Source organism: Tenacibaculum finnmarkense (assembly GCF_900239185.1).
Taxonomy (GTDB): domain Bacteria; phylum Bacteroidota; class Bacteroidia; order Flavobacteriales; family Flavobacteriaceae; genus Polaribacter; species Polaribacter finnmarkensis.
In genome coordinates this window covers 47,333-71,795 of record NZ_OENA01000023.1, presented here as the reverse complement: position 1 = coordinate 71,795, position 24,463 = coordinate 47,333, and the positions used below count along the sequence as shown (strand labels likewise).

The following is a 24,463-nucleotide window of genomic DNA, read 5'->3' as shown; positions in this document are numbered from 1 at the left end:
GAATACAGAATGCAAAGGTAATAAAATACTACTTGTAAAATACATTTAAATCAAGTATTTTCGCTTAAATTGTTATATTTTAACAATTGTAGATTATTTGTTTAATTTTATACAAAATACATACATGAAATTCGGAATCATTAAAGAACGTAAAAATCCACCAGATAGAAGAGTGGTATTTTCTCCTGAAAAATTACAAGAATTTAAAGCGCAATTTCCAACGGCAGAAATAGTAGTTGAAAGTTCAGATATTCGTGTTTTTAGCGATCAAGCTTATAAAGATGCAGGCTTAGAGGTTGTAACCGATATGTCTGATTGTGATGTATTATTAGGGGTAAAAGAAGTTCCTTTAGAGGCTTTAATTCCGAATAAAAAATATTTTTTCTTTTCGCACACCATCAAAAAGCAACCTTACAACCGTGCGTTATTACAAGGGATGTTAGCTAAAAATATTGAAATGTACGACCATGAAACCATCATTAAAGAAAATGGTGCTCGATTAATTGGTTTTGGTCGTTATGCAGGTTTAGTAGGTGCTTATAATGGTTTTAGAGCTTTAGGTTTACGTGAAAAATTATTCACTTTACCAAAAGTAGAAAGCCTTGCTGATTTAGATGCTGTAAAAGCTGAATTAGATAAAATTACGTTGCCAAACATCAAAATTTTAGTAACAGGAACAGGAAAAGTAGCGCAAGGAGCAAAAGAAATTCTAGATTATTTAAAAATAGCACAAATTAGTGATGCTTTATATTTAACGGCTGATTTTACCGAGCCTGTATATTGCGTGTCGGATGTGATGGAATATAACAAGCGCATCGACGGTAAAGTAGGTGAGAAGTTTGCTTTTTATAAAGACCCGAGCGGTTATCAAAGTAATTTTATGCCCTATGCGAAAGTAACAGATTTCTTTATCGCAGGTCATTTTTATGGCGATGGAGCGCCGTATTTATTTACTAGAGAAGATGTAAAACATGCTGATTTTAAAATTAAATATGTCGCTGATATTTCTTGTGATGTTGATGGTCCGGTAGCAACAACACTTCGTTCTTCAACAATTGCTGATCCTATTTATGGCTATGATGCTCAAACCGAAAAGGAGGTTGATTTTACCACTGAAAAAGCAATAACTGTAATGGCAGTGGATAATTTACCTTGTGAATTACCAAAAGACGCCAGTGAAGGATTTGGAGAAATGTTTTTAAAAAATGTAATTCCAGCTTTTTTCAATGATGATAAAGACGGTGTTTTAAAACGCGCTAAAATGACCACAAAAAACGGAGAATTAGCCGAGCGTTACGCGTATTTACAGGCCTATGTAAACGGCGAAGAATAATAAATATGTTAGCAGACAAGCAATTTTTAATTGATACGGCTCAAATGCGAATGCCTTTTGGAAAATACAAAGGTTATTATTTAGATGATTTACCTGAACATTATATTGTTTGGTATAAAAACAAAGGCTTTCCTGCGGGGAAACTAGGTAAAATGATGGGCTTGGTTTATGAAATGCAATTAAATGGTTTGGAAGATATTTTACGAAAAATCAGAAATTAATTTTAGAGTCTGTTTAAATTTCATCTAAAAAAGTTTTATAACAGAAAAATAAAAAAAAACACTCGAACTGACAATTATTTTGATAATTCTTGTCAATTCGAGTGATTTTAATGACTAAAAGGAATTAAAATAGTATCGAGAATTTGAATTGTTTTCTTTTGATACTAAAAAAGTTCTCGATACATTTTTTAGATTATCTCTAGTTGCTTCGCGGCTTCATTTTTCAATTCTTTAGAGAGTTCTTTTTTATTTTTGATGCCTAATTGTTGTAATTTACTTGCTTGTAAAACTAAATTATCATTCCCGGTGCTTAATTGTTTAAACGCGGTATTGTAAGATGTTTGTGCGTTGTCGATATATTTTCCTACTTTCTCTAAATTTTCGACAAAAAGAACAAATTTATCATACAATTTAGCACCTCTATCGGCAATAGCAATCGAGTTTTGATTTTGATATTCACGCTTCCATAAATCGACAATTAACTTTAATGAAGTTATTAAATTCGTAGGATTCATTAATAAAATACGCTTGTCGTAAGCGTAATTCCAAAGGTTGTGATCGCCTTGCATTGCCGCAATATATGCTGGCTCGCTAGGGATAAACATCATTACAAAATCTAAGGATTTATCATAATCATCATAGCCTTTTGTGCTCAATGCAACAATATGATTTTTGATTGCCGAAATATGCGCGGTCAATTCTTGTTTTTGCGTATCGACATCTGAACTGGCAATATATCGGGTAAAGGCATTTAACGAAACTTTCGAATCGATAATTACATTTCTGTTATCAGGATATTTTATAACCGCATCGGGGCGCATTTTTTTACCTTCAGCATCGGAACGAATTGCTTTTCCGTTCTCGTCTTTTAGCTCATGCTCCATAAAATATTCTTCATCTTTACGCAAGCCAGATTTTTCTAAAATACTCTCTAAAATCATTTCGCCCCAGTTTCCTTGGGTTTTTGCTTCGCCTTTTAACGCATTGGTTAAATTGATGGCATCTTGACTAATTTGCTCACTTTTTTCGGCTAATTCCTTAACTTTTTCACCTAAAGAAAAACGCTCTTTACTTTCTTTATTATAAACATCTTCGACCTTAGTTTTAAATTCTTTAATATCTTTATTTAAAGGACTTAATAACTCTTTAATTTTAGATTCATTAACTTCTGAAAAAGATTTGGTATTTTCTTTTAAAATTTGACTCGCAATATTTTGAAACTCGGTATTAAACTGATTTCGAAGTTCTTTAATTTCGTTTTTTTCTCGGGTTAATTTTTCGTTTGATGAAACAATTTTGGCGTTTGCAGTGGCTAAGTGTTCATTTATTGTATTAAACTTTTCTTTTAGATTATCATATGCTGATGTTTGTTTTTCAATACTCTCAGCATGTTGTGTAAGTGTATGTTTAGCAGCGTTAAAATTGGCAGTTTTAGTAGATAATTCGTTTGATAGGTCTTTATTTTCTGATGTTTTAAGAATAATTTGTTCTTCTAAATTGATAATAAATTCTTGTTTTTCTAAAAGTATTTTTGATATTGAATTATTATTTGCTGCTAATGTTGCTTTTTCTTTTTCTAAAAAAAACCTGTTTTCTTCGGATGTTTTTAATTGATTTTCTTTGTTTGTAATTAGTCTTTCTTTTTCAGAAATAGTTGCAGTTTGTTGTGCTTGCTGATGTTTTGAAGTCGCTTTAAAAGAATCAAATTCTTTATCGATTAAATTAAATGCTGTTTGAGCTTTTTCTTTAATGGAATTAATTTTCGAATTTGTTTTTAAGTTTCCGATAAACCAACCAATAACAGCGCCGAGTAGCGCGCCTACAATAAGATAAATAATAGTTTGTTCCATTGCTTTTTTGTTTTTATAAAGTGTTAATTATTAGGTATTTAAATTTACTATTTTTCTTTTATAATGCACGGAAAAATGTTTTTTTTTTAAACAGCTAAACATCATGCTGAATTTAGTTCAGCATCACATCCTGATTTAAAGTGTTTTCTGTTGATACTAAAAAAGTTCTCGATACATTTTTTGAAGGAAAAAAACACTCGAACTGACAGTTATTTTGATAACTCTTGTCAATTCGAGTGATTTTAATGACTAAAAGGAATTAAAATTGTATCGAGAATTTGAACAGGATTATTCAATTTTAGTTAAAAAATAAAGTTTGATGTACTAAATACCTAGCCCCGATTGAAGCTTTGTTTGAGCTCTTTTTTATTTTTTTCTTTTGAAAAATAAAAAAAGCGAGTGCGGAAAGCGGGAAATAGCTTCTAAAAAATCGTTATTTAAATAGTAGTTTATTTTATTAAAAAGATTGCCACAACCTGTTTGTCAATAAGTAAAAAAACTTCGTTGCTATTTTTTGGAGGGAGAATACTTACAATTGTCTGATTTTTTTCAAAAGAAATTTTTGGTTTTTGAGCATATTTTACACCTTTAAATCCACAATATATAGCTTGGTTTTTAGCAATATTTTCAAGGATAAAAGTAATGGGTGTATTTGTTTTTTTAGTAATGATACCAGTAGTTGGAGCTATTAATTTGTATTGTTTTTTAAGAAAATCAGTGGTGTATATTGGTTGCTGAAAATAGCTTTTTAAAGACATTCGTTTTACACGTAATTGCCATAAAATATCTTCAGGAAAATGGGTTAAGAAATATTTTTCTTTAGGAATATTAAAATAATAATCATTAAAATTACGTTGCCAACGTCCGTTTTTAACAGCTCCTGCTGCCCAAGTAGCATCTAAATACAGCCATTTATTGTTCAGTTTTACAGCATTCCAAGCGTGATTCGCTTGGTTATTTACTTTGCCAATATCGTTTGAAGAAATTCGAACATTACCTTTTATTACTTCGTTTTCAATATTTAAAAGCGTACAAATATTAGCAAATGTTTGTGCATAATCTTCACAAATGCCACTTCTTCTAGCCAATGTTTTTTTTACAAGAGCATCTTTTATAGCTTTAAGTTTCGCTTTTTTTTCAGCTTCGTTTCTATAGCTAAACTGTGTTTTTCTGGCACTAAGGTTATTAAATGCAATTAAATCGTATCGAATATTAAAAGCAAGCCAGCTAAATAAGGCTCTGACTTTTTCATTATCAGAAGTAAAATCTGTAGAAATTTTGTCAGCTAATTTTTTGGCGGTAATTCTTTTAGGGTAGGTTTTTATTTTGGCATCAACAATTGAAAAATCTTGAGCCGATAGGGTAGCGCTAGTAATAACGAATACTAAAAATAAATAAAGTTGCTTCATATAAGAGTTTAAAACAACTTTATTTATCAAAAATTGTGCCTATAAATTATTGACAGTTTTTCTAATGGCTACTAAATTTGTTAATAGCTTTTCTAAATAATCAAGGTGTAACATATTAGCACCATCACTTTTTGCATTTGCAGGGTCAAAATGTGTTTCAATAAATAATCCATCGACATTATTAACAACTCCAGCTCTTGCGATTGTTTCAATCATATCGGGTCTTCCGCCAGTAACACCGCTTGTTTGGTTGGGTTGTTGTAACGAATGTGTTACGTCTAAAACCGTAGGTGCAAATTCACGCATTGTAGGGATTCCTCTAAAATCGACAATCATATCTTGATAGCCAAACATAGTTCCTCGGTCGGTAATCCACGCTTGTTGATTTCCTGCATCGTGTACTTTTTTAACAGCGTGTTGCATTGCCTCAGGACTCATAAACTGTCCTTTTTTCAAATTAACAACTTTACCCGTTTTTGCGGCAGCAACTACTAAATCAGTTTGACGCACTAAAAAAGCAGGGATTTGTAAAACATCGACATATTCGGCAGCTTTGTAAGCATCTGAAACTTCGTGAATATCAGTAACGGTAGGAACATTGAAGGTTTCAGAAACTTTTCTTAGAATTTTTAACGCTTTTTCGTCACCAATTCCTGTAAAACTATCAATTCTGCTTCGGTTTGCTTTTTTAAAACTTCCTTTAAAAATATAAGGAATTTGTAATTTATCGGTAATTGTAAGTACTTTTTCGGCAATTCGCATTGCCATTTCTTCACTTTCAATAGCGCAAGGACCTGCTAAAAGGAAAAAATTGTTAGCATCGGTATGTTTTATATTTGGAATAAGATTTAAATCCATGATTTTAAGTTGTAGGTTTTCAACAAAATTAAGAAATTAATTTAGCTATTTTAGCGGTTTTAAATTAAATAAGAATCGACCCTAAAAATTACACCCAAATTATACTGAAATGAAAAACAATATTAAAAAAATAGTATACGTGTCAGCATTTATTCCGATGTTTTTATCGTCATGTAAAACAGTGAAAAATGATCAGAATAAAACGGCTAATTCTTTATCCGAAGTAATTACAAATACGGCTAAAAAGAGTGTGAAAAAGGCTTTTGTATTTGATTCATTATCGGTTAAAAAACATTTATACACCTTGGCTTCGGATGAAATGCAAGGGCGTAAACCCGGAACTCAAGGGATGGAAAAAGCCACGGTTTATATTGAAAACCAATTTAAGCGTATTGGGTTAAAAACCTATGGGAATTTGGCTACTTATCGCCAGAATTTTACGCATAAAGGCATTAAAATGAGTAATATTATTGGGGTTTTAGAAGGGAAAAGTAAAAAGGAAGAAATTGTAGTGATTTCTGCACACCATGATCATTTAGGCGTTAAAAAATCAGGTGAAGGAGATTTAATTTTTAACGGTGCAAATGATGATGCTTCAGGGGTTGTTGGGGTGTTAACATTAGCCGAATATTTTGCTCAAAAAGGTACAAACGAAAGAACTATTTTATTTGTGTGTTTTACTGCTGAGGAAATGGGTTTAATTGGTTCTGACTTTTTTGGAAAAGGAATCGACCCTACTAAATTTGTTGCAGGAATTAATTTAGAAATGATTGGTAAAACGCCAAGTTTTGGGAAAAATACCGCTTGGTTAACAGGGTTTGAACGTTCTGATTTTGGTAAAATCATCCAAAAGAATTTGGTAGGTACAGGGTATCAATTATTTCCTGATCCGTATGAGAAATTTAATTTATTTTTTAGGTCAGACAATGCTTCTTTGGCTCGTTTAGGAGTTCCTTCACATACATTTTCTACAACGCCAATTGATGTTGATAAAGATTATCATAAGGTTTCTGATCAAGCAAAAACCTTAAATATGGGGGTAATTACTCAAACGATTAAAGCGGTAGCAAAAGGAACAGAGAGTATTATCAACGGAAAAGATACGCCTACAAGAGTTGTTTTAGAAGAGTAATTTCTGTTTGAAATTTATGGTATTTTAATAAAAACCTTCGATTATTCGAAGGTTTTGTTATATTCGTAACAATTTAACTAAAAATCCTTCAAAAATGAAAAAACAATTAGTAAGCTTGGCGATTGTTATTACAATGTTTTCATGTACCAACAATACCGTGCTAGAAATGCCTGTAAAGCAAAATGAAGCGCTTTCAAAACAGGAAATTAATACGATTATTGAAAAATCATTAAAAACTACAGGAAATTTTAATTGGAATACACAAAGTGCCCATACAATTTGGAGCGCTGTAAAACATGGTCAAAATATTTTAACAATTGGTTATGGTAGCTCTAAAAATAGTTTTGCAAGAGGTTCTAAATCGAATGATGTAAAATCTGAAATTATTGAATTAGTACGTGGTTTTGAAAAAACAGCAGCTAGAGGCGCTAGTACTGAGTTATATGCGGATCAAGTAATCAATGTTTTAGATATAAAAGTGACTAATAAACAGGTTATAGAGGCGCTTTTAAAAGACAGTCGCGTACGTTATATTGAACCGGGTGGTTATCAATTTGAAGAATCACCTAAAACAGCAGCACGTTTAACGGCAAAATCATCTTCGGAAAGTTCGGGGTGTGGCTATGGAACGGCTGTTTTAGAACAAAATGATTATAGAACGATTTCACCAGGTGCAAGAGTTCCTTGGACTTTTGATGCACATAATATTCCAGCTGCTTGGGATTATAGTACAGGTAAAGGTGTTACAGTTGCAATTATAGATTCAGGGTTATCACCAGAACAAAAATGGATGAACGAATATTTTAATGACGGATATTCATCAGGAAGAACCGTTGAAAAATATGGTACATTTATAGATTCGTGGTTAATTTGGTCAAAAAATTATGATGGTGTTGATGACCGTTGTGGTCATGGTACAAAAATGGCAGCGATAGCCACAGCGCCTAGAAATGATGATAATTTACCTGTAGGAGTAGCGTATAATGCAAACTTAGTTACTTATAGAGCTGTTGAAAATGTTGTTATAGATGATTATCATGAAAGAAAAGGTGTTGCAGATGCTTTAATTGCTTTAGCCGATAGAGCTGATGTAAAAGTAATTTCAATGTCTATTGGTTTTCCGTTTGGTATTGGTAAAATAGAAGATGCTATAAAGTATGCGTATAGTAAGGGTAAAATGATTTTAGCTGCCGGAGGAACTTCAACATCATACACAACTTGGTATGGGGTTATTTTTCCAGCAAGCATGGAGGAGACCGTTGCTGTAACAGGTATAATGGAAGGCGAAGAATATAATCAATGTGATATTTGTCATACAGGATCTCAAATTGATTTTACTGTTCAAATGCAGAGAAAAACGGGTGCGGGTAATTTTATAGCGGTATTAAGTTATTTTGACCAACAGGCAAATTATATAGGTGGTTCATCGGCGGCGACAGCAACAACAGCAGGTATTGCCGCTTTAGTATGGGCTAAAAACCCATCTTGGGATAGAAATCAAGTATTACAAAAAATGAAAGAGTCAGCGTCTTTTTATCCGAATAAAAATTCAGCGTTTGGGTATGGAAATATTGATGCCTTAAAAGCTGTTCAATAAAATAAGTTAATTAAATTAAAGAATAAAAACCTTCGATTATTCGAGGGTTTTTACGTTTTAAAAGGTATGATTATTGTAGTAGTTTTAATAAATTATATTATTATGAAACCATTAAAAATTCTTTTTTTACTATTTATACTAGGCTGTTCATCGACTAAAGTAGTGTACGATTATGATCGTCAGACTACTTTTGAAAATTATAAAACATTTCATTTTTTTGATGATGCAGGTAAAGGATTAAATGAGTTGGATGTTAAAAGAATTTCCCGTGAATTAACATTGGGGCTTCAAGAAAAGGGGATGACTTTAGCCGAAAATCCTGATATCTATATTCATATTTTATCAAAACAAAGTGCGGCTGTTAATAGAAACACAATTGGCGTTGGAATAGGCGGTGGAGGAGCTGTTAATTTTGGGCTTTCAGGAGGAATTCCTATTGGTAGTAAAAAAATAAATGAGCAATTAACGATTGATTTTGTTACTAGCAAAAACAATGAATTACTATGGCAAGGAATAGCGAATACTAAAATAAACGAAAAAAGAACACCGACAGAAAAAGTAGCGCATTATAAAAAAGTAATCGGAAAAATACTGGTAAATTATCCTCCAAATAAAAAGTAATATTCAAATTAGTACCAATGCCTAGCCCCGATGGAGTTTTATTTAATTCTGATGAAAAAGTACTGTTTGTAACATAAAAAACCTCCAAATATTGGAGGTTTTTAGCTGTTTTAAAATTTAAAATGTTTAAAATTGGTAACGGATTCCTAAGCCAAAATCGGAATTAAAGCCTTCGTAAAAATCACCAAAACCAAGTTCTGGTCTATAATCTAAAGAAATAATTAACGGAATATCAAAATTATATTCAACGCCAATAACACCAGCTCCGAATAAATAAGTTTCAGAATCTCCATTTACATTGACTCCTGAAATGGTTTTATCTTTTACTTTCCAAGTTCCTAATCCACCACCAAAACCAGCATACCAATTAAAGTCGTTTTCTAACTGCCAAACCCATTGATAAAGCCCTGTAGCCTTGATTCCGCTATAATTATTATTGCCTCTAATGCCTAAATCAATTTCTAATCTATTGGTATTACTTAGTTTCTTTTGATATGAAATTTCGGCTCCAAATCCGCTATTATCGCCAAAACGGACACCGATGGCATTTTCTGAAATATCTTGTGCATTTACAGATGTTACTCCTAAAGTTAAAAAGCCAATGGCTAATAATAATTTTTTCATAATTTTTGTTTTTAAGGGTATTAAAAGTACTACCTCACAATTTAGATGCCAAACTATTTTATGATTAATCTTTCTCCTTTTTATTTTTATTTGTTTTGAAGATAAAAAAGTTCTCGAACTGACAATTTTTACACTAAAATTACTATGAAATATCTTTCATGATTTTAGTTACAATTTTTGTAAGTTGAGTATCAATAATTCCTCTATTTGAAGCTTCTTTTAAACTGATTATTTCCTCTTTTTTATTTCCCGTAATCCTATTTTCGGTTTTTGTATACATTCCATATTGATAAGAACCTAACTCTAAAACACTTTTTTGTTTGTCATTCATGTCTTCTTTATTAAAAAGTTCTAATCCAGGAAAATCACTAACAATAATAGAATACACGTTTTTATCAGAACCGTTTGCAATTTCATCCATGGTTTTTTGCACTTCTTGTTCTAAAATATATTTAGAATTAAAAAAGTTTATAGACAGCATAAAAATAACAAAATCACTTTCTTCTAATTCCTGTTGAATTTGGTCGTGCCATTTGCCGATGGTAATATCTTCGCAACTCCAATTATCAGCGACATCAAAAAGTTTTAGCATGTTTAAATGTTTTCGTAATTCATCTTTATATTCTACATCTTCTCTGGAATATGAAATAAAAATCTTTTTCATTTTTTTAATATTTTTGTTGCTAGTAAAGTTACGATATCCATAACTTCGTTGTGTTCTTGTGTTGGTTTTATCTAAATCATTTTTTTGATTTGGTAACTCATAAGCGACAATATTTTCATGCGTTTTTTCTTCATCATTTAAAGTATTATAATGCACAAAATACTTGTTATCTACAGAAATATATAAATCATTAGGTTTTTTTAGCTTTTCAAAATCAATTTTATATGCATAAAAAGAATTCATTTTTTTTTCAAACTTTATATTAATTGGACTTTTTATATTTTCATTATTTTCAAAAGCGAATAAAGGTTTATTCCAATATAAAGTCAATATTTCTATAAATACTTTTTCAATACAATCGTTTATTTTTGAATTTTTCGGCTCTTGCGATTTGATAGAAACAGCAATTGTTAATTTCGAAAAATCAAGTTGAATCCATACTTTAAATTCATTATCTAAAGTGAAAATCAATTGGTCTCGCCAATAATGTTTCTTATCCTGATTTTTTCCATAATAACAAATTAACTGATTGATAAGCCCAAAAGGAATAAAACGCTCAAATTTTAAAACAAAAGTTGGTTTGTTAAAATCGAACTTTAGCAAATCAAAAATTTCATCATTTTCAGAAGTTAAAGGCAAATAATTCGGAATAATATATTGTTCCGAACCTTTGACATCGTCATAAAAAAGTACTTTTTCATTACGTAATAAATGTTCTATTTTATAATCAATATTAAAACTTGAAAATTCTTTTTCAGAAAGTTTTCCTTTATATTTTTCAATGTTTTTTTTATTTAAAATAGTTTTGTGAATATTTTCAACCGTTCCCGCTGGGTTCAACCAAGCCACGTTAGTAAGTTTTTCATCATTTTTATAATATAGCAACAAACCTTTACGTGCAAGTTGTTCTAAATCTTCTTTTAAAAATGTTTTCTTTTTTTCTTCGGATAAATTTTTACGTTTATAATATTTTATAATTTCATCTAAAGAAGTTTCTTTTATATTCTTATTATCAATAATATAGGTTAAAAATTCAGGATACCACTCAGGAACTTTTTTATCCGAAGCTTGTTGCTGTTCAATAACATCCCAAAAAGTAGCCGTTAAATAGGCTAAAGAAGCCTTGTTTTTTGGCGATTTATCATCACTATTTAAAGACACATGAAATTCATCTACAATACGATGTTTCTGAAAATCTTCTTGCCAATTTTTTTTAGCGATATCTATATCGGCATGGGTTTGCACTAATAATAAAGGGTCGGTATATTCTTTGTTATTGAAATTTTTTAAAAAAGAATATTCTAATTGTGCTAACCAATACATTCGGTTGTAATTGCGAGTGCTTTGCTGATTACTATCTTTTTCAACTAATTTATTTTCATTATTTTGAGGATTCCAAACCAATAAATTTACAGATTCTTGCGTAAAAAAAGCTTGATATATTCCATGATAATAATCTTGTCCGCCAAAATCATAAAAAATAGCTTTTGGTAAATTATAATTTATCTTTTCATTAGAATGTTCGACAGATAAAACATGCGTACTTGTATTTTTATTAGGGTTTACTTTATAGCGTCGCTTTGTTTGTAAGTATTTTAATAAAGTAGATTTTCCCGCAGCATGATTTCCTAAAAGCATTATTTTTACAGGAAGTTGAATGGAAATATCGTTTTCTTCTAGTTTTTGTAACTCACTTTTAATAATATCTAAATGATTAGTACTTATTTCTAAAACTAATTGATGATTTTCCGTAAAAGGGTTTCCGTATGCAGATAAATCGTAAAGGTTTTTAAGATTAAGTACTTGTTTTAAATTTTCAATTTTAGTTATTTGATTACCAGAAATATTTAATTTAGAAAGGTTTGTTAGTTTATCAATATTTTTAATTTTAGAAATTTTATTACCTGAAATATTTAATAATGAAATGTTTATTAATTTTTCAAGATTTTCAATTTTGGTAATTTTATTTCTTGAAATATCTAATGATGAAAGGCTTATTAGTTTATCAAGATTTTCAATTTTCGTAATTTGATTATTAAAAAGAAATAAAAATGAAAGCTTTATTAGTTTATCAATATTTTCAATTTTCATAATTTGATTATTATGAAAATTTAATTGATAAATATTTGTTAGTTTATCAATATTTTCAATTTTAGCAATTTGATTAAATGAAATATCTAAAAATGAAATGTTTGTTAGTTTATCAATATTTTCAATTTCTATAATTTTATTTTGTGAAATATTTAATTCATAAAGCTTCGTAAGTTTGTCAATATTTTCAATTTTCGTAATTTGATTACCTATAATTTTTAATTTAGAAAGGTTTGTTAGTTTATCAAGATTTTCAATTTTCGTAATTTGATTAAATGAAATATCTAATAAAGAAAGATTCGTTAGTGTGTCCAGGTTTTCAATTTTAGTGATTTTATTTCTTGAAATAGATAATTGAGAAAGATTGGTTAGTGTATCAATATTTTCAATTTCTATAATTTTATTTCCTGAAATATCTAATAATGAAAGCTTTGTTAGTTTTTCAATGTTTTCAATTTTCGTGATTTGATTATTATGAATATATAATTCAGAAAGATTTATTAATTTTTCAATATTTTCAATTTTAATGATTTGATTAAAAGAAAGACGTAGTATTGAAAGCTTCGTTAATTTATCAAGGTTTTCAATTTTAGAAATTGTATTTTTTGAGATATTTAATATTGAAAGCTCTGTTAATTTATTAATATTTTCAATTTTAGTAATATTATTTCCTGACATATTAAGCCCTGTAATTTTTTTTGATCTATCTAAAAAATAGCAGTTTGACTTATCAAAATGGGTAATATCTCTTTCATTTTTTGTTTCTGTTAATACAATTCCAAAATCTTTTTCGAGGGCTAAAATTTCTTGTGGTTTACTCATTTTTTTCTTTCTTTAATCTTTTTTATGCGAATACAAGATACAAATTTGCCCGAAAGTTTTTAGTGTAGTTTTTGCTATTTCGTAAAAACACCTCACAAGTTTTAAAACAGGTGAGGTGTATATTATTGTTTATAGTAAAAAGATAAATTGACTAGTTATTAATAACCAATCTTTCTCCTTTTGAATGACTACTAAATTCTGGTGCATACATATTTTGTATAGTTGTAATTCCGTTGCTAAAGTTACCAGAATTATTTACACGAACATCATATTCGAACACAAAAACACCTTTTGGTAAACGGTCGAAAAAGAAATTTGTTGAAGCGTCTTTTGTAGCTTCATAATAATATAAATTATCTTGTGATTTATATTGCGAAAGTACATTTATAGGTTCAACTCCTGAAGCTCTCATATCTTTCATATGTACAAATTCCATGTTTCTATCACAGCGTAATTCGATTCTTACGGTAATTAAATCACCAACTTTTAAGGTTGTTTTATCGGTTATTTTGATAAGTTCTTTACCAGTATCCGAAGTTATTTTTTTGAATAGATTCTTACGTAGTTTTAACGGAGTTTCTGCCGATGTAATTTTATCTAAATCCTCAAAATACTGCCAATATAAACCTCCCCAAGCAATACCTGTTCCTTTTTTAGAAATAGTAACTTCGCTCATATTTGGTGTAATTTCGTTGCCATTCCATGATGTTTTAAAATAGCCTGTACCAGCTTCTACTTTTACATTTTCTAGTTTCGATGCTTCAATTTTGTTGTTTCCAATTTTCACATCTACCATATCGGTAATTGAAAGCCAGTCGCTTCCTTGTAAAAGTAAGGCATAAACGGCTTCGGTAGTTGCTTTGGTAGTTTTCCAACGATTTGTTTGTTTGTTTTTAAGCAACCATATTTTTAAGTTATCAACTGTTTTTGTGTCATTTTCAATTTCAGAAAAAGCTTCAATTAATAAAGATTGCGTTTCAATTGGTGCTTGATAACTGTAATATCCTGCAACATTGTTTTTCCAATACATTCCTAATTCATCCGAAGTAATACTATTTTCTTTTAATGATTTTAAAATTTTAGAGGCAAGAATTTTACTATTATTTTTGCCATTTTTAGCATTTCTAAATTGAATTAAAGATATTTGCCCTTGTGCGTATAAATTGTATGTTTTCCAAAAAGTAGCAGATTGCTTTTTATAATAAGAAATTGCTGTTTTGGTTTTAGAAGCAACATTTATTTCAGGATAAAAACTACGCATATATAAATATTGAATAGTCGCATAACTTAAATGATTTTTCTTTAGATATTCTTCTGATGCACTTTGTCCTTTTTTGGCTTTTATTCTTGCCGCTTCTTTTAATAAATCAGCATATTGAATTGCTATTTTTCTATCTAAAAAACGAACTGATTTTTCTAAAACTTGTGTTGTTTTAGTATCAAAATTAGATACGCCTAATTTTTTTAAGTGTCCAAATCCGCTGGCGATATGCTGTGTAATATAAGTATTTGCGTAGTCTCCTCCTTTAAACCATGGAAAACCTCCGTTACTCATTTGCATATTTTGAAGCTTATTGATAGCCTTTTCTTGCTCATTTTTCATTTTATTCAAATCGAATAATAAAGCAATACGTTTCTTTTGTTCGGTTTCCGATTGTGCATCACGAAGCCAAGGCGTTTCTTGAATTATCAATGATTTTAACTCTTGATTTTTCTCAAGATTTGATAACAAGGCATCGCTCGATTTCCATTGCTTAAAAACTTCTTGAATCTTCGGATTTGAATTTGCTATAAAACTAGCCAAGGTATTTGCGTAATAACGTGCAAAAGTTTGCTCGCTACATTCATACGGATATTCCATTAAATATGGCAAAGCTTGCACCGCATACCACGCAGGATTTGAAGTTATTTCTAAAGTTAATTTATGATGTTTTAAACTCGTAGAAGTATTGTTTTTCAATTTATCAAGCGTAAAAGTTTTTGTTTGATTCGAACGCACCCACATCGGCAAGGTTTCGGTAACCAACATTCTGTTCGATAAAACAGGCAACACATTTTGTTCACCATCAGAAAAATCACCAGCCTTTGCAACAATTTTATATTGCACGGCTTGAATATTATCAGGAATAGCTAAATTCCAAGAAACGCTAGTATTTCCTTTTGAATTTACACTGAAATTTTGATTTTTTGTTGAGTTATCTAACAGATTAATTTCTTTCCCAGTAATGGCATCCGTTAAAATTAATTGAGAAATTCCTGCTAGTTTTTCTTCGGATAAATTCGAAATTTTAGCACTCAAAGTTATGTTATCACCTTCTCTTAAAAATCGTGGCGCATTTGGTGTAATCATTAACTCTTTTTGAGTTACGGTTGTAAGTGTTTTAGTCGCCGATAAAGCTTCTTTTGTATGTGCTAATAATTGCAATTTCCATTTAGTTAACGCCTCAGGAGTTGTAAAGCTAAAGGTGATATTTCCTTTTTTATCTGTAGTTAAATGCGGATAAAAGAAAGCCGTTTCTTGTAAATTTTTACGGATTTTAATGCCTTTTAAAGAGGTGTTTTTTGGTTTGTCATTTACATCAGAGTTGTTTTTAGAAAAAGAACTATCTTCAACTTCTGTTAGTTCACTTTCATCTGTTTCAGTTGATTCAATAACAGTTTCTTCAACTTCTTCTTCAGTAGATTCACTTTCAGAAATATCCATGTTCATTCCTCGACTACTACTTTTGCTCATCATCATCGTTCTACGACGATAATTTTCACCAAATCTGAATCCAAACCATTTTAGTTTATCATATTGTTGATTCGAATAACTATTTGAATAGGGTCTATTAAAAACTCGAAAATGCTCATTTCCAAAACTATGATACGCACTTGCCGAATTTCCACGAGAATAATAAGTAGCTGTTCTTATTGGGTTAAATGACCAATTATGAGATTTAAATTCATCTAAAGAAGCATCATACATACTTGCTAAAACTTCCGCAGTTACTTTATTTTTCTTATCATTTTTAATAGTGAAACTCCATTTTTCGGTAGTTCCAGGTTGTAATTTATCTCTAAAAGTATTTGTTTCAATACGGATATTTTCTTGTTCATTTTCTACTGAAATATTTAACAATCCAGTATCAAAAGAATTATAATTTACAAAATAATATTTGATAGCAAAACCTTTAATATCCTCTTTATGAACAGGGATTTCAATTGTTTTTATCTCATTATTTAGGTGAATAAATTTAGTATCAATCGTTTTATAATCTTTTTCAACTTCAATAATTACGGTCATATTTTTTGATGCCGAGCCAACTTGTACACAAACAGTTTCATCAATAGTATACATTTTTTTATCTGTTTTGATAAAAAATAATTGATTATCAGCTACTTTTTCTTCGGATGTACTCGTAATATTAAAATGTGCTTTATCGGTTACTTTTTGATTAAATTTATCTGTCGTATTTAAAACAGCGATATATGCTCCTGAAGTCCAATTTTTAAGGCGCTTTAAAATAAGTGCAGTTGATTTTTGTGTATCAAAAGATTCTTCAAAAACAAGCGCACCTTTTTTCCAAGTAGTTTTGTTTATTTCTTCTTTAGAATAGGCATCATGCGGAAATAATTTATTGAATTCATTTTCAGAAATATCTTGATAATCAGGCGTATTCCAAGGTCTTTTACGCAACGGATTTTTAGGAGCTTGAAGCTTGTAAATTTTTACAGTTCCTCTGCTAGGTGTAAACTGCCCGTTTAAATTGTTGGTTGTAATAGTTATTTCCTGCTGTTTTTCGTCTTTATTAGCTTCCTTATTTATGGTCGAATTAATTTGTAACGAAGCCAATAAAGCATGATATCCAACATTTACAATCGTGGTTGTGCTTCGTGTTTCGCCGTTTACATCGGTAATATCTGCGGTAATTTCGTAATTAAAAACAGGTAAACTTTCTTTGTTTGTGCTTAAATCAGGAATTGCTTTAAACTGAATTGAAAAATTACCTGATGCATCTGTAATGCTTTCTCCGTGTGTAATTTCTTGAGCTTCTACCGAATAATTAGCACCACGCCAATACCACCAACTCGGATACTGCACTTTTCTATGTACACGATATACCACTTTGGCATCGGTAACATTTGCGCCAGAAAAAGCTTTTGCAAATCCGTTTACGGTAATAATATCATTTACTTTAAAAGTTTGAGTAACGGGTTTAAAATCGGTTTCAAATTTTGGACGTTTGTATTGTTCAACTAAAATAATATTGATATTATTTTCTCGTTCAAAGTAAAAAGGAATACCGTTTATAAGACTGTTTTTTTCTTTTGAACTTTTACGAATAGAAAAATTATATTCACCTGTTAAGCCTGTATTTGGCACTATAATTTCACCAGATGCCGAACCAAATTCATTTAGTTTTAAATCTAAGGTTTTTACTTTTTGTCCGTTTACATCATTTAATATTACTTCAATATATGAATCTGAAAAAGAGGTGTTTTTTTCTCCTTTCTTTTGAATTAAAATCGTTTTAAAATAAACCGTTTGCCCTGGTCGATAAATACTTCTATCAGTAAAAATAAATGGTTTTATTGTAATACTTTCTTTGTTTTTTCTTACCCTGTTTTTTTGATGTTTATATAAATAGTAATCGCCAAAAATAGCGGTATCATTTTTCGATGTAACCGTTATTGATACATTATAATATCTATCATTACTTATATAAGTTGCAAAACCATTTTTATCTGTAATTAATTTTTGATGTAATTTTTTTTCGCCTCTACGTTCATTATTTTGTAATAATAATTCGGCATTTTCAATAGGTTTTCCTGTATTTCTATTTACAACTTGATAGGTTGTTGTATTGTTATCCGTATTTTCAATTAACACCAAATTACTTACTTGAATATTTGCGGTAGCGTATAAAGTATCGGTATTTAAAACGCTGTTTTCATGCGCTACAATTAAATAATTATCTTGCGCAAGTTTCGGAACAATTACTTCTGTGGTGTGCTGTTTATAATCGAATTCATTTCTTAATTTAGCATTCCAAGAAGTTACTTTAGTCAGTTTTTTAATAAAATTGATACGCTCTTCTTCCTTATAAAGATTATTTAATGCGTTTATTTTATTTTTGTCAATTTTATAAGCGGTAAAATAAAGTTTATCAATATTATTATAGGTAACTAATAAGCGAGAAGCGGTATTTATAGGGCTGAATTTTTCTGATAAAAGTGACAGTGATTTGTTTGTTATTTGTCCTTTTAAAGCTTTACATTTTTGAGATGCAACACTGTTTGGGAATTTCGCAATTACGGCATCACAAATAACTAATGCTTCTTTATTTTTAAAACGAAAATCTGCTTTCTTATCCTGTTTTTTGTTATCTTTTTTATTGAATTGATAGCTGTTTGCTTGTTGTCTGTAAACTTCTGCAATTTGATGACTATACAATCCTGAAGTAGCATTTTTTTGCTGTTTTTCTTCGGATGATTTTAATGTTTGTAAAAATAAATCTTGTTTATCATTAAAAACCGCATAATTATTTACAAAATTTAAACGCTCTAAATCTACGGTAGCTAAGGCTTTTAAATTTTTGTTTTTTAGATGAAAATTAATTAATTCTTGATAAATTTTTAACGCATTAAATTGAAGTGATGTTGCATCTTTTGTAACTAAATTTAGTTTAGTGAATTTTTTTGCAGTTCCTATTAATTCAGAATTATCAATTTTAAACTGATAATTTGGTTTTGTAATATTTGTTTCTGATGTTTTATAAAAATCAAGCGCGTTATGTGCTAAAAAATCAAATAGGCTAGGGCGATATTCTTTTGAACCTTCAACAAGGTATAAAATATCTGAAAATTCATGAATATCGGTTTGTTGTAATAGTAATTCGTTTTCTAATGATTTCTGATAATAGGTATGAATTTCAGCAAAAAGTGTATCTAAATCCCAAGTTCTAAAATCGATAGTATCAACTTTTTCACTTGTTTTTGTTCTGTTATAAAACTTCCATTTATTTTGATTGAAATATTGCCAATATAAATTTGCCAATACATTTTCTAATACATTTTTGGTAGGAAAAGAGCTTTTATTAATATGTATTTTAAATTGATTGATAATTTTTAGTTGGGCATCTTCTTCTAAAGTCAACGAAAACTTACTTTTATAAAAAAGTGCTTTAATAATTTGTGATGAGTTTTTAGCAACATCCGCTTTAGCGTAGATAGTTTCTACAACTTTTAAAGCTGATTTTGGTAAGTTTTGTTGTTCAAATTTGGCAACATCTTCCCAAAGACCGTTGTAATTTTCTTGCGCATTTAATGCACCGGAAAAAATGGTTATCATAAATAGCAGTGTTTTAATTTTTTTCATAACGGATGTTTTTTGATATGTTAAAAAGTATAGCTGTGTGTTTTCAAAAATCGAGCCAATTACTTGTTCTTTTATTTAGTGATACATTGTTGAATAAAATTACTTACAATACTACATAATTTATTGATGATATTTTTTAAATATAATAATATATTTGTCCTTTATTTTGATGAAAATGGCAATAGAAAACATTCCCGAAGCATATTTAGATGCTACAATTACAAAACCCGAATTATTTGTTTATGATTTTAAAATGACAAATGATGTTATTAAAAGTAAGGTAAATTTAAGCATGAATATGTTTAGTTTTTTGCAAGTAGGTAAAAAACAGGTTCATTTTGCCGATACCGCTGTTTCTGTAAATAAAGAGCAGTCGTTACTTATAAAAAATGGGAATTGTTTGTGGACAGAATTATTAGATAATGAAGATATTTATTATTGTAAACTTCTTTTTTTTTCTGAAGATAAATTAAAGTGTTTTTTAGAAAAACATGCAACATTAACTAAAATTAAACCTGAAGAGATTTCTTATTTTGTTATTGAAAATGATGCGTATATTACTTGGTATTTAAATTCGCTAACAAGTATTAGCTTAACAAAAACTCCTTTTAAAGATAAAATTCTTTCGGTTAAATTTGAGGAGATAATGCTCTATTTATTAAGTAAATATGGTACTGAGTTTGAAATTTATTTACATTCTTTAATAGCTAAAGAAAGTTCATCGTTTAAAAAAACGGTAGAAAATAATGTGTATTCTAACTTAAAATTAGAAGAAATCGCCTTTTTATGCAATATGAGTTTATCTACCTTTAAACGTCATTTCACCTCAGAATACAACGTAACACCAGGAAAATGGTTGCAGGACAAGCGCTTGCAAAAAGCAAAAGAAGCCTTAGAAAACGGTAGTTTAAAAGCTTCTGATATTTATTTAGAGTATGGGTATAACAATTTATCTAATTTTAGTATTGCCTTTAAGAATAAATTTGGTGTAAACCCTAGAGATATTTATTAGATAAAAACTCGACAAAACAAACTTGGACTTTTTTCATAAGTAGTTGAACTGTATTCGTAATTCTTTTTTGAAAGCGTCGCAGTAGTTTTGCATCATAATTATAAAACAACATTACGATGGCAAAATTTATTGTACCAAAAGAAATACATCACGGACTAGGAAGTCTTGAAAACATAAAAAACTTAAAAGGAAACAAAGCCGTTATCGTTATCGGTGGTAGTTCTGTAAAGAAAAATGGTTCTTTAGAAAGAACTCAAAAATTTCTTTCAGAAGCTTCAATAGAATCTTCAATATTTGAAGGAGTAGAGCCAGATCCATCAATTGATACAGTACTTAAAGGTGCGGCTTTTTTCACACAAGAACAACCAGATATTATTATCGGTTTAGGAGGATGTTCGGCTATTGATGCAGCCAAAGCAATGTGGATTTATTATGAATATCCAGATTCAAAACTAGAAGAATTAGCGGCTCCTTTTGCTGTAAAACCTTTGCGTAATAAAGCAATTTTTGTAGCAATACCTTCAACAAGTGGTACAGGAACTGAGGTTACAGGGCTTTCAGTAATTACCGATAGAGAAAAAGGAACAAAATACCCAATTGTATCGCACGAATTAACACCAGATGTTGCAATTATTGATGGTGAGCTTTGTGTAAGTATGCCAAAACATGTTACTGCAAATACAGGTTTAGACGTGTTAAGTCATGGGGTAGAGGCTTTTGCTTCAAATATTGCCGACAGGTATAATGACGCTTTAGCAAAAGAAGCTATTGATTTAGTATTTAAAACATTACCGACCGTTCTTGAGGAGCCACAAAATTTAGAAGCACGTCAAATAATGCATGATGCTTCTTGTATGGGAGGTATGGCGTTTACCAATGTTTGGTTAGGAATTGTACATTCAATGTCGCATCAATTAGGTGGTACTTTTGGTATTCCTCATGGATGTGCGAATGCTATTTTAATGCCTAATGTTGTTCGTTTCAACTCAAAAGTAACCGATAAATACGAAATTTTAGCTAAAATGTTAGGGAAATCTACTGCAGAAGATTTTGCACAAGATATTTCAACTTTACGTGAAACTGCTGGAGTTGTTGGTTCTTTAAAAGAATACGGAATTTCAAAAGAAGATTGGGAAGCTAAATTGGATACATTAACTGAAAATGCAATGAAAGATCCTTGTACGCTTTTTAACCCAAGAAAACCAAAATTCGAAGAAATTAAAGCCATTTATCAAGCATGTTATAATGGTGTAGCTGCTACGGTATAATAATAGTATTTTTAGTTTTTAGAGAAAAAAGGCTTCCAATTTTGGAAGCCTTTTTTTAGGTTTTTTATTTTATCCGAAGAAAAATATCTTTACCATTAATTTTTTATAAAAACCATAGGAAAGCATTTTTATAGTTTATTATCTTTACATAAAATTTAGAATATTTAAATGAGAGTACATTTTATAGCTATCGGCGGAAGTGCAATGCATAATTTAGCAATTGCCCTACATCAAAAAGGAGACATCGTAACAGGAAGTGATGATACAATTCATAATCCATCTAAAAATCGTTTAGAAAAACACGGATTATTACCGAACGAATTTGGTTGGTTCTCTGAAAAGATAACCACTGATTTAGAGGCTATAATTTTAGGAATGCACGCTAAAAAAGACAATCCAGAATTGTTAAAAGCACAAGAATTAGGTGTTAAAATATATTCATATCCTGAATTTTTATATGAGCAATCTAAAGATAAAACGCGTGTCGTTATTGGTGGTTCTCACGGAAAAACAACCATTACTTCGATGATTTTACATGTGATGAATTATCATGAAAGAGAGGTTGATTATATGGTAGGAGCGCAGTTAGATGGCTTTGAAACCATGGTGCATTTAACTCAAGAAAATGAATTTATTGTTTTAGAAGGTGATGAATATTTAAGTTCGCCGATAGATATGCGTCCAAAATTCCATTTATACAAACCAAATATTGCGTTGTTAAGCGGAATTGCTTGGGATCATATTAATGTATTTCCAACTATTGAAAACTATAATGAGCAGTTTAAAATTTTTACAGATTCGCTAATAAATGGCGGAATGATGGTGTATAATGAGCAAGATACGGTTGTAAAAGATATCGTTGAAAACTCAACAAATGCTATTAAAATTTATCCGTATAAAACCCCTGAATATTTTATTGATAATGGAATTACGTATTTAGATTCTCCTGACGGTGATTTGCCTTTAGAAATTTTTGGAGAACATAATTTACAAAATATAGCAGGAGCAAAGTGGATTTGTCAGCATATGGGAATTGATGAAGATGAATTTTATGAAGCAATTGCTAGTTTTAAAGGAGCAAGTAAACGTTTAGAAAAAATTGCGGAAAATAAAAGTTCGGTAATTTTTAAAGATTTTGCTCACAGCCCAAGTAAAGTAAAAGCAACTACCAGGGCGGTAAAAAATCAATATAAAGAACGTAGTGTTTTAGCCTGTTTAGAATTACACACGTATTCTAGCTTAAATGCAGAATTTTTAAAAGAGTACAAAGGCGCATTAGCTAAAGCAGATAAAGCCGTTGTATTTTATTCACCAGATGCGGTAAAAATTAAACAATTAGAAGCCGTTACTGAGCAACAAATAGCAACTGCTTTTGAGCGTGATGATTTAATTATTTATACAAACCCTACCGATTTCAAAGAATTTTTATTTAATCAAAATTTAGAAAACACCGCTTTACTATTAATGAGTTCAGGAAATTACGGCGGTTTAGATTTTGAAGCGGTTAAGGAGTTGATTTAGAGATTCCAATTTTTTCTTTAATCCAATTTATGTCGGTGATTTTACTGAATACAAATAAAAAATAAGATTTACTAAAAAGCGCTTTTATTAAAATGGTTAATCTTGTTTTTAGCCGTAAATATAAAAGCGTTATTTTTCTTTTGAAGCTATTTGTTCTGTTAATATCAAGTGCTTTTATTGCTTTATTTAGAAATTTTTTATTTTCTTCTGAAGCGATAAAAGAAATATTTTTAGGGCAGGCGAGTAGTGTTGTGTATAAAATTAAACCAGCATTTAATTCACTTGATAAGTGAGTGTCTTCAATAATTATTTTTGTTTGAAGTTTATTTCCAAGTAAAAAAACATCATAAGCTCCTCTTAAACTGATGTTTTTTATCATAAAAGCATCGTCATTAATCAGTTTCGAAAAAACAGTTAATTTGATTTGATTTTTGAAAGATAAAACACTTACATTATTATTGATTTTTAATGAATTTTTTATTGATTCATAATTAAAAAAATCAGATTTTTCTTCACGTAACATTTCTTTATGAATTTCAACAGCTGCAATTTTCTTTGGATGTGTTATTCGAGGTAAATGCCTGTGGTCGTTAAATAATTCAGATACTTTATTCGTATAACCATTTTCTTGAAGAATTTTAAATGCAGGAATACAATCTTTTTTATCAACTAATAAGTCAATATCACCAACCATTCGTTCGGCAATATCTTGGTATAAACCATCTAATAAATTCCCTGTTCCTTTTAAGAAAATAGGCGTAATATTATGTGCTAATAACAGTGTGTTTATTTCTTTGGCTTCTTTAATTATTTGCTGATTTCGTTCACGATTTAAATCTGTAATATGCACCATATATTCCACTAAATCTTCAGGTAAATAATGCAGAAAATCAGCACGTTTTAAATTACAGTATAAAGCTGGAAATACATAATGTGCTGTTGTTATTCTAACTATATTATCCCAATTTACAGTACCTGTTTTTAATTGTTTTTCTACTAAAATACGATTGTCTTTTTCGTGGGTAATCGTTAAGCATTTCCCGATAAAAAATAAGGTTTCTTTATAATTCATTTTTTAT

15 protein-coding genes are annotated in these 24,463 nt (G+C 29.8%); 8 read left to right on the top strand and 7 right to left on the bottom strand.

What is annotated here, in order from left to right; genetic code table 11:
• The first annotated feature begins 124 nt into the window (after positions 1–124).
• Both AQ1689_RS02540 and AQ1689_RS02535 read left to right on the top strand, forming a co-directional pair.
• On the top strand, positions 125–1,333 hold the full coding sequence (locus AQ1689_RS02540) for an NAD(P)-dependent oxidoreductase (RefSeq protein WP_101955085.1): 1,209 nt from the start codon (positions 125–127) through the stop codon (positions 1,331–1,333).
• A 5-nt stretch (positions 1,334–1,338) separates the two neighbouring features.
• Positions 1,339–1,554: a DUF3820 family protein gene (locus tag AQ1689_RS02535; RefSeq protein ID WP_101914718.1), complete on the top strand. Its 216-nt coding sequence runs from the start codon at positions 1,339–1,341 to the stop codon at positions 1,552–1,554.
• 188 nt (positions 1,555–1,742) lie between these two features.
• Here AQ1689_RS02535 and rmuC read toward each other — a convergent pair whose 3' ends face one another.
• From rmuC to kdsA, 3 genes are all read right to left on the bottom strand, one after another.
• Positions 1,743–3,404, bottom strand: coding sequence for a DNA recombination protein RmuC (rmuC, locus tag AQ1689_RS02530; protein ID WP_101955084.1), 1,662 nt, complete (start codon positions 3,402–3,404; stop codon positions 1,743–1,745).
• Positions 3,405–3,853: 449 nt separating this feature from the next.
• Complete coding sequence (locus AQ1689_RS02525) at positions 3,854–4,813, bottom strand: transglutaminase domain-containing protein (protein WP_101955083.1); 960 nt, start codon at positions 4,811–4,813, stop codon at positions 3,854–3,856.
• A gap of 39 nt (positions 4,814–4,852) precedes the next feature.
• Positions 4,853–5,671: a 3-deoxy-8-phosphooctulonate synthase gene (gene kdsA, locus AQ1689_RS02520; protein WP_058885548.1), complete on the bottom strand. Its 819-nt coding sequence runs from the start codon at positions 5,669–5,671 to the stop codon at positions 4,853–4,855.
• 109 nt (positions 5,672–5,780) lie between these two features.
• On the opposite strand from kdsA, the gene AQ1689_RS02515 reads away from it, so the two are divergent.
• The 3 genes from AQ1689_RS02515 (at position 5,781) to AQ1689_RS02505 (ending at position 9,021) form a co-directional block, all read left to right on the top strand.
• Complete coding sequence (locus AQ1689_RS02515; RefSeq protein ID WP_232122523.1) at positions 5,781–6,803, top strand: M28 family peptidase; 1,023 nt, start codon at positions 5,781–5,783, stop codon at positions 6,801–6,803.
• Positions 6,804–6,897: 94 nt separating this feature from the next.
• Positions 6,898–8,400 carry a S8 family peptidase gene (locus tag AQ1689_RS02510; protein WP_101955082.1) on the top strand — a complete coding sequence of 501 codons (1,503 nt, stop codon included), beginning with the start codon at positions 6,898–6,900 and terminating at the stop codon, positions 8,398–8,400.
• 102 nt (positions 8,401–8,502) lie between these two features.
• Positions 8,503–9,021, top strand: a complete 519-nt coding sequence (locus AQ1689_RS02505; RefSeq protein WP_180947519.1) for a DUF4136 domain-containing protein — start codon at positions 8,503–8,505, stop codon at positions 9,019–9,021.
• A 126-nt stretch (positions 9,022–9,147) separates the two neighbouring features.
• Here AQ1689_RS02505 and AQ1689_RS02500 read toward each other — a convergent pair whose 3' ends face one another.
• The 3 genes from AQ1689_RS02500 to AQ1689_RS02490 form a co-directional block, all read right to left on the bottom strand.
• A complete protein-coding gene (locus tag AQ1689_RS02500; RefSeq protein ID WP_101955080.1) occupies positions 9,148–9,645 on the bottom strand; it encodes a hypothetical protein in 498 nt (165 codons plus the stop codon).
• Between the two features lie 142 nt (positions 9,646–9,787).
• A complete protein-coding gene (locus tag AQ1689_RS02495; RefSeq protein ID WP_101955079.1) occupies positions 9,788–13,222 on the bottom strand; it encodes a leucine-rich repeat domain-containing protein in 3,435 nt (1,144 codons plus the stop codon).
• Between the two features lie 151 nt (positions 13,223–13,373).
• Positions 13,374–19,583, bottom strand: a complete 6,210-nt coding sequence (locus tag AQ1689_RS02490) for an alpha-2-macroglobulin family protein (protein WP_101955078.1) — start codon at positions 19,581–19,583, stop codon at positions 13,374–13,376.
• Between the two features lie 175 nt (positions 19,584–19,758).
• Here AQ1689_RS02490 and AQ1689_RS02485 point away from each other — a divergent pair, with 175 nt between their 5' ends.
• The 3 genes from AQ1689_RS02485 to AQ1689_RS02475 all read left to right on the top strand — a co-directional run bounded on the left by AQ1689_RS02485 (position 19,759) and on the right by AQ1689_RS02475 (position 23,384).
• Entirely contained in the window at positions 19,759–20,595 is an 837-nt protein-coding gene (locus AQ1689_RS02485) for a helix-turn-helix domain-containing protein (RefSeq protein WP_101955190.1), read from the top strand.
• A 116-nt stretch (positions 20,596–20,711) separates the two neighbouring features.
• Entirely contained in the window at positions 20,712–21,863 is a 1,152-nt protein-coding gene (locus AQ1689_RS02480; protein ID WP_101914710.1) for an iron-containing alcohol dehydrogenase, read from the top strand.
• Between the two features lie 168 nt (positions 21,864–22,031).
• Positions 22,032–23,384 carry a UDP-N-acetylmuramate--L-alanine ligase gene (locus AQ1689_RS02475; protein WP_101955077.1) on the top strand — a complete coding sequence of 451 codons (1,353 nt, stop codon included), beginning with the start codon at positions 22,032–22,034 and terminating at the stop codon, positions 23,382–23,384.
• Here AQ1689_RS02475 and AQ1689_RS02470 read toward each other — a convergent pair.
• On the bottom strand, positions 23,368–24,456 hold the full coding sequence (locus AQ1689_RS02470; RefSeq protein WP_101955076.1) for a nucleotidyltransferase family protein: 1,089 nt from the start codon (positions 24,454–24,456) through the stop codon (positions 23,368–23,370). The two genes, AQ1689_RS02475 and AQ1689_RS02470, sit on opposite strands and share 17 nt — an antisense overlap.
• Positions 24,457–24,463: the final 7 nt, after the last annotated feature.

Excerpts from the sequence above, each read along its gene's own strand:
- AQ1689_RS02515 (WP_232122523.1), top strand. The coding sequence starts at position 5,781 with ATGAAAAACAATATTAAAAAAATAGTATACGTGTCAGCATTTATTCCG.
- rmuC (WP_101955084.1), bottom strand. The coding sequence starts at position 3,404 with ATGGAACAAACTATTATTTATCTTATTGTAGGCGCGCTACTCGGCGCT.
- AQ1689_RS02495 (WP_101955079.1), bottom strand. The coding sequence starts at position 13,222 with ATGAGTAAACCACAAGAAATTTTAGCCCTCGAAAAAGATTTTGGAATT.
- AQ1689_RS02540 (WP_101955085.1), top strand. The coding sequence starts at position 125 with ATGAAATTCGGAATCATTAAAGAACGTAAAAATCCACCAGATAGAAGA.
- AQ1689_RS02535 (WP_101914718.1), top strand. The coding sequence starts at position 1,339 with ATGTTAGCAGACAAGCAATTTTTAATTGATACGGCTCAAATGCGAATG.
- AQ1689_RS02485 (WP_101955190.1), top strand. The coding sequence starts at position 19,759 with ATGGCAATAGAAAACATTCCCGAAGCATATTTAGATGCTACAATTACA.
- AQ1689_RS02470 (WP_101955076.1), bottom strand. The coding sequence starts at position 24,456 with ATGAATTATAAAGAAACCTTATTTTTTATCGGGAAATGCTTAACGATT.
- AQ1689_RS02505 (WP_180947519.1), top strand. The coding sequence starts at position 8,503 with ATGAAACCATTAAAAATTCTTTTTTTACTATTTATACTAGGCTGTTCA.
- AQ1689_RS02500 (WP_101955080.1), bottom strand. The coding sequence starts at position 9,645 with ATGAAAAAATTATTATTAGCCATTGGCTTTTTAACTTTAGGAGTAACA.
- AQ1689_RS02525 (WP_101955083.1), bottom strand. The coding sequence starts at position 4,813 with ATGAAGCAACTTTATTTATTTTTAGTATTCGTTATTACTAGCGCTACC.
- kdsA (WP_058885548.1), bottom strand. The coding sequence starts at position 5,671 with ATGGATTTAAATCTTATTCCAAATATAAAACATACCGATGCTAACAAT.
- AQ1689_RS02510 (WP_101955082.1), top strand. The coding sequence starts at position 6,898 with ATGAAAAAACAATTAGTAAGCTTGGCGATTGTTATTACAATGTTTTCA.
- AQ1689_RS02475 (WP_101955077.1), top strand. The coding sequence starts at position 22,032 with ATGAGAGTACATTTTATAGCTATCGGCGGAAGTGCAATGCATAATTTA.
- AQ1689_RS02490 (WP_101955078.1), bottom strand. The coding sequence starts at position 19,583 with ATGAAAAAAATTAAAACACTGCTATTTATGATAACCATTTTTTCCGGT.
- AQ1689_RS02480 (WP_101914710.1), top strand. The coding sequence starts at position 20,712 with ATGGCAAAATTTATTGTACCAAAAGAAATACATCACGGACTAGGAAGT.